Origin of the sequence: Geminicoccus flavidas (genome assembly GCF_009806515.1) — a bacterium.
GTDB classification, from domain to species: Bacteria; Pseudomonadota; Alphaproteobacteria; order Geminicoccales; family Geminicoccaceae; genus Geminicoccus; species Geminicoccus flavidus.
In genome coordinates, this window is record NZ_WUJP01000033.1 from 1 (window position 1) to 5,439 (window position 5,439).

A 5,439-nucleotide genomic window follows, 5' to 3' on the forward strand; every position below is an offset into this window, starting at 1 on the left:
AGCGGGCGGTCACCATCCTCGCGACCGGCTCGGAAGTGCATGTGGCCCTCGAAGCCCGCCGGCGCCTGGAAGAGGCCGGCACACCGGCCGCGGTGGTTTCGATGCCGTCCTGGGAACTCTTCGCCCAGCAGAACGCTGCTTATCGAGGGCTGGTGCTGGGCACCGCGCCGCGCGTGGCGATCGAGGCGGCATCGCCATTCGGCTGGACCCGCTTCGTGGAGAGCGAGGACGATGTCGTCGGCATGCGCGGCTTCGGCGCATCCGGCCCGGCGCCGACCCTCTACCGGGAGTTCGGCATCACCGCGGAGGCGGTCGTGGCCCTGGTCGAGCGCAAGCTCGCCGCTTAAGCGCGGGGCGACGGATTGCCAGCAAGTCGCCGGTGCTCTCCTGCACCGGCATCCATGATCGGATGGGAGCAACCATGGTCGTCAGGATCGGCATCAACGGGTTCGGGCGGATCGGGCGCAACGTCTTGCGCGCGATCGCCGAGAGCGGCCGCCAGGACGTCCAGGTCGTCGCGATCAACGACCTGGCGCCCGCCGCCACCAACGCGCACCTGCTGCGCTACGACAGCGTGCACGGCAAGTTCCCGGGCAAGGTCACGCTGGAGGGCGACACGCTCGACATCGGCAGCGGGCCGATCCGGGTGAGCGCCGAGCGCGACCTGGCCAAGCTGGCCTGGGGCGATGTCGGCGCCGACATCGTGATGGAGTGCACGGGCATCTTCACCTCGAAGGAGAAGGCCTCGGGCCATCTCGAGGCAGGAGCGAAGAAGGTCATCATCTCGGCACCCGGCGACGGCGCTGACCTCACCGTGGTCTATGGGGTGAACCACCAGGACCTGAAGCCCGAGCACACGGTGATCAGCAACGCGTCCTGCACCACCAACTGCCTGGCACCGGTCGTCAAGGTGCTGCACGAGGCGGTCGGGATCGTGCGCGGGCACATGACCACCATCCACGCCTTCACCAACGACCAGAACCTCCTGGACGTGTTCCACAAGGATCTCTACCGGGCCCGCTCCGCCACCGAGTCGATGATCCCCACCTCGACCGGTGCTGCCAAGGCGGTAGGGCTGGTGCTACCAGAGCTGAAGGGCAAGCTGGATGGCGTGGCGATCCGGGTGCCGACCAAGAACGTCTCGCTGGTCGACCTGACCTTCCTGCCGTCGCGCGACACCTCGGTCGAGGAGATCAACGATGCGCTCAAGGCGGCCGCGGCCAGCGGCCCGCTCAAGGGCATCCTGAACGTCATCACTGAACCGCTGGTCTCGATCGACTTCAACCATGACCCGCACAGCTCGACGGTCGACCTGAAGGCGACCAAGGTGCTAGAAGGCAAGATGGTGCGGGTTGCCTCCTGGTATGACAACGAGTGGGGCTTCTCCAACCGGATGAACGACACGGCGGCCTATCTGGGCACGCTGTGAACCGCCGGACATAAGCCCCTGAGAACGGCCGCCATTCCGGCGGCCGTTCGTCTTTTGAATTAGACCCGGACCGGCCAGCCGGCCATGCGGTAGGCGCTGTCCCAGAACATCCACTCGTATTGGGCGCAGCGGTGGTAGGCCCGGCGCATCCGCGCCCGCATCGCCTCGCTGGCCGCCTCGGCCATGCGGTCCACCGCCGCCTCGGCGGCCAGCACGGCGTCGCCGAAGGTCTGGTCGGAATAATTGTCGATCCAGGCGGCGTAGGGATTGTCCGGCACGGTCACTGCCGCGATCCGGCGGCCGACATCCCAGTAGATGCGAAAGCAGGGCAGGATCGCGGCAGCGCCGACCTCCAGCCCGTCGCGGGCCACACTCGCCTGCAGGAAATCGGTATAGGCCAGGCAGGTGGGTGAGGGCTCGGCCGCGGCCACCTGTTCCTTGGTGATCCCGAACTGCTCGAAGTAGCTGGCATGGAGCGCCCGCTCCACCAGGATGGCGCCCTCGGCGGACTTGGCGAACAGCGCGATGGTGTCTGGATCGGGCGCCACCGCGGCGATCCGGGCGAGCACCCGGCCGTATTCCAGGAGATAGATCGCGTCCTGGATGACGTAATTCTGGAAGCGTGCCGGCTCCAAGCTGCCATCGGCGAGCTCGCGGTTGAACGGCAGGTTCAGGATCCGCTCCAGCAGGTTGGCAGTTTCGGCACGCATCCGGGCGGAGAAAGACTCGGTCATCACTCGCTCCAAAGGGCGTGGTAGTGGTGGATCGGTCCGTGGCCATGGCCGACCTCGAGCTGGTCGGCCCGGGCGATGGCACCGCTTAGCCAGGCCTTGGCAGCACGCACCGCCTCCAGTGGGTCGTCATGACGGGGCAGCAGGGCGGCGATCGCCGAGGAGTAGGAGCAGCCGGTGCCGTGGGTGTTCTTGGTGGCGATGCGCCGCCCGGGCAGTTCCACGACCCGCTGGCCGTCGGCGAACAGGTCCGGCGCGTCGTCCGTGCCCAGATGACCGCCTTTCAGCACCACCGCCTTCGGCCCGAGCGCCAAAAGATCAGGGAGCAGGGCACGCATCCCGGCCAGGTCCGTCGGTTCCGGGCGGCCGGTGAGATCGGCAGCTTCCGGCAGGTTCGGCATGAGCAGGTCGGCTAGCGGCGCCAGTTCCTGGCGCACGGCCGCCACTGCCGCCTCGGCCAGGAGCCGGTCACCGCTCTTGGCGACCATCACCGGGTCCAGCACCACCCGCCTGGCCTGGTGGTTCCGCAAGCAGGCCGCGACCGCACCGGCAATCTCGGCGGTCGCCACCATGCCGACCTTGACGGCGTCGATCCGCACGTCGACGAACAGCGTGTCGATCTGCAGGGCCACGAACTCAGGCGGGACGGGATGCACACCGGTGACCTGCCGTGTGTTCTGCGCGGTCAACGCGGTCAGCACGGCACAGCCATAGGTGCCGAGCGCCCCGAATGTCTTGAGGTCGGCCTGGATCCCGGCACCGCCGCTGGGGTCGGAGCCGGCGATCGTCAGGATGTTGTGGATCATCGATGTCTTCCAGATTCGCGGCCAGCGCGTTCGATCTCGACCATGAGCGCCCGGGCGGCTGCGATGGGATCGGCCGCCCGGGCCACCGCACTGACCACGGCGACGCCATCGGCCCCGGCCCGGATCGCTTGGGCGGCATTGGCGTGATCGATCCCGCCGATCGCCACCACCGGCAGCGCCAGAAGGCGACGGATCGCCGCGAACCGTTCCGGGCCCAGTGCCGGTGCCGCATCGGGCTTGGTGTCGGTCGGGAAGATCGGACCCAGCCCGACATGGTCGACCAGGGCCGGATCGACCGTGCCGATCTCGGCCTCAGAGGTGACCGATAGGCCGATGATGGCGTCCTGCCCCAGGATCGCGCGGGCGAACGCTGCCGGCAGGTCGTCCTGGCCCAGATGCACGCCGTCGGCACCGGCCGCCAGAGCCAGATCGGCCCGGTCGTTGACGATCACCGGAACGTTCCGGCCATGCAGCCGAGTCCGAACCGCCTGGGCCAGGGCGATCAGGCTGCGTGCACCGGAACGCTTGTCGCGCAACTGAATGGTCGTGGCACCGCCGGCAACCGCGGCTTCGGCCAGGTCGGCGAACGCGGCAGGCGGGGTGGTGGCCTCGTCCAGCACTACGTAGAGGCGCAGGTCGACCCTGCGGCTCACGACAGCTTGGCCCGCTGCTCGAGCGTGGCGGCGTCGAGATCCGCCAGGCGATCCAGGATCGCCACCTGCAGCGAGCCCGGCCCTTCCGTCGCCGCTGCCGCGATCTCGCCGGCCGCGCCCAGGATCGCGCAGGCGGCCAGTGCCGCAACGACGGGCTCCGGCTCCACGGCGAGGCAGGCAGCGCTGAGCGCGCTGAGTGTGCAGCCGAGTCCGGTCACGCGGGTCATCCGCACGTCGCCATTGGCGCAGGACCAGACCGCGGTCCCGTTGGTGACCCGGTCGACCGGCCCCGTGACCGCCACGACGCTGCCGGTCGCCGCCGCCAGCGCCTTCGCCGCCTCGAGGGAGGCCGTGTCGCCCATGGTGCTGTCCACGCCGCGGGCGGCACCTATCCCGCCGGCCAGCGCCACGATCTCCGAGCCGTTGCCACGGATCAGAGTCGGCCGGTGCTCGAGCAGGGCGAAGGCGGTGTCGGTGCGAAATCGCGTGGCGCCCGCACCCACCGGGTCCAGCACCCACGGCTTGCCGAACGTCCTCGCCTTGGCCGCGGCCAGATGCATCGCCGCGATCCAGGGCACGGAGAGGGTGCCGATATTGATCACCAGCGCATCAGCGATGCCGGTGAACTCCTCGACCTCTGCCTCGGCATGGACCATGGCGGGCGAGGCACCTACCGCCAGCAGCGCATTGGCTGTCGTGTTCATCACGACATAGTTGGTGATGTTGTGGACGAGTGGGCGACGCGCGCGGATCGCGTCGAGCACCCGCCCGATCGCTGCGGACGGAATGGTCATTGGCCTCCCTTCGCTGGCATGACCCAGAGCAGGTTCGACGGGTTTGATCTCAGTTCGCGCGGCGGCGAACACCCCTTGGCAGGGCAAAGGATGGGGGCTCCTGTCCGGATGTCAACATCCGGCGAGGTAGACCTGGAGCGCGGCGCGTGCTGAACCTCGCCTGGAGGAACGACCAGCGGAGTGTGATCGGCGTGAACGTCCTAGTCTTCCTCCACGACAGCGCGCTCGAGCACGACACCGGACCGGGCCATCCGGAATGTGCGGACCGCTATGGGGCGGTGCGGGCCGGGCTCGACCGGATCGAGGCGGGCTGGCTGCTGCGCGAAGCGGCACCCGAGGTCGAGCTGGCAGCCCTGCGGGCGGTCCATGCCGAACCCTATGTACGCGCGGTGCTGGAGGCGATCCCGAGCCAGGGTCTGGCCCGGCTCGACCCGGACACGATGGTTTCGCCCGGCAGCCGGGGCGCAGCGCTGCGCGCACCCGGAGGTGCCGTGGCGGCGGTCGATGCGGTGCTGGGAGGGCGGGTCCAGCGCGCCTTCTCGGCGATGCGGCCGCCCGGGCACCATGCCGAAAGCGACCGTGCCATGGGCTTCTGCCTGTTCAACAGCATTGCGGTGGCCGCGGCCCATGCTAGGGCTGCCCATGGCGTGGGCCGCATCGCGATCGTCGATTTCGACGTCCACCACGGCAACGGCACTCAGGAGATCTTCTGGGACGACCCGCAGACCCTGTTCGTCTCGACCCACCAGTGGCCGCTCTATCCCGGCACCGGTGCCGCAGAGGAACGGGGTGCGCATGGCAACATCCTGAACCTGCCGCTGCCGCCCGGCACAGACGGGCTAGCCTACCGCCAGCGTTTTGCTGCTGATGCTCTGCCGGCCCTGGAACGCTTCGCGCCCGAACTGCTGCTGGTCTCGGCCGGCTTCGACGCCCATCGCGACGACCCGCTCGCCGGCATGCGCCTGGTCGAGGACGATTTCGCCTGGATCACTGCGGAACTGGTGGCGGTCGCCGAGCGTCATGCCA

Annotated in this window: 7 protein-coding genes and 1 riboswitch; of the genes, 3 read left to right on the forward strand and 4 right to left on the reverse strand. The window is 69.1% G+C overall.

Features of this window, described 5'->3' with window-relative positions; translation table 11 throughout:
• Together EQG76_RS00790 and gap are read left to right on the forward strand one after the other, a co-directional pair.
• Positions 1-347: transketolase-like TK C-terminal-containing protein (locus EQG76_RS00790; protein ID WP_321573420.1), on the forward strand; the 347-nt coding region annotated here is incomplete at its 5' end.
• Positions 348-421: 74 nt separating this feature from the next.
• Positions 422-1,429 (forward strand): type I glyceraldehyde-3-phosphate dehydrogenase, encoded by a 1,008-nt coding sequence (gap, locus tag EQG76_RS00795; protein ID WP_159709722.1) that lies wholly within the window; start codon positions 422-424, stop codon positions 1,427-1,429.
• A 59-nt stretch (positions 1,430-1,488) separates the two neighbouring features.
• Here the strand turns inward: gap and tenA are convergent, their stop codons facing one another.
• The 4 genes from tenA to thiM form a co-directional block, all read right to left on the reverse strand.
• Positions 1,489-2,163, reverse strand: coding sequence for a thiaminase II (gene tenA / locus EQG76_RS00800; protein WP_200840456.1), 675 nt, complete (start codon positions 2,161-2,163; stop codon positions 1,489-1,491).
• Positions 2,163-2,966, reverse strand: coding sequence for a bifunctional hydroxymethylpyrimidine kinase/phosphomethylpyrimidine kinase (gene thiD / locus EQG76_RS00805; RefSeq protein WP_159709724.1), 804 nt, complete (start codon positions 2,964-2,966; stop codon positions 2,163-2,165). Before thiD ends, tenA begins: the two co-directional genes overlap by 1 nt.
• Complete coding sequence (thiE, locus tag EQG76_RS00810; RefSeq protein WP_159709726.1) at positions 2,963-3,619, reverse strand: thiamine phosphate synthase; 657 nt, start codon at positions 3,617-3,619, stop codon at positions 2,963-2,965. Before thiE ends, thiD begins: the two co-directional genes overlap by 4 nt.
• A complete protein-coding gene (gene thiM, locus EQG76_RS00815) occupies positions 3,616-4,413 on the reverse strand; it encodes a hydroxyethylthiazole kinase (protein ID WP_159709728.1) in 798 nt (265 codons plus the stop codon). The genes thiE and thiM overlap by 4 nt, the downstream gene beginning before the upstream one ends.
• Positions 4,402-4,499, reverse strand: a riboswitch (TPP riboswitch). (Overlaps the previous gene by 12 nt.)
• Positions 4,500-4,559: 60 nt before the next feature.
• Between thiM and EQG76_RS00820 the strand changes: the two genes are divergently transcribed.
• On the forward strand, positions 4,560-5,439 hold an 880-nt coding region (locus tag EQG76_RS00820), incomplete at its 3' end, for a histone deacetylase family protein (RefSeq protein WP_235031145.1).

Bases quoted from the DNA above. Each gene is read 5' to 3' on its own strand.
- gap (WP_159709722.1), top strand. From the start codon at position 422: ATGGTCGTCAGGATCGGCATCAACGGGTTCGGGCGGATCGGGCGCAAC.
- thiD (WP_159709724.1), bottom strand. From the start codon at position 2,966: ATGATCCACAACATCCTGACGATCGCCGGCTCCGACCCCAGCGGCGGT.
- tenA (WP_200840456.1), bottom strand. From the start codon at position 2,163: ATGACCGAGTCTTTCTCCGCCCGGATGCGTGCCGAAACTGCCAACCTG.
- thiM (WP_159709728.1), bottom strand. From the start codon at position 4,413: ATGACCATTCCGTCCGCAGCGATCGGGCGGGTGCTCGACGCGATCCGC.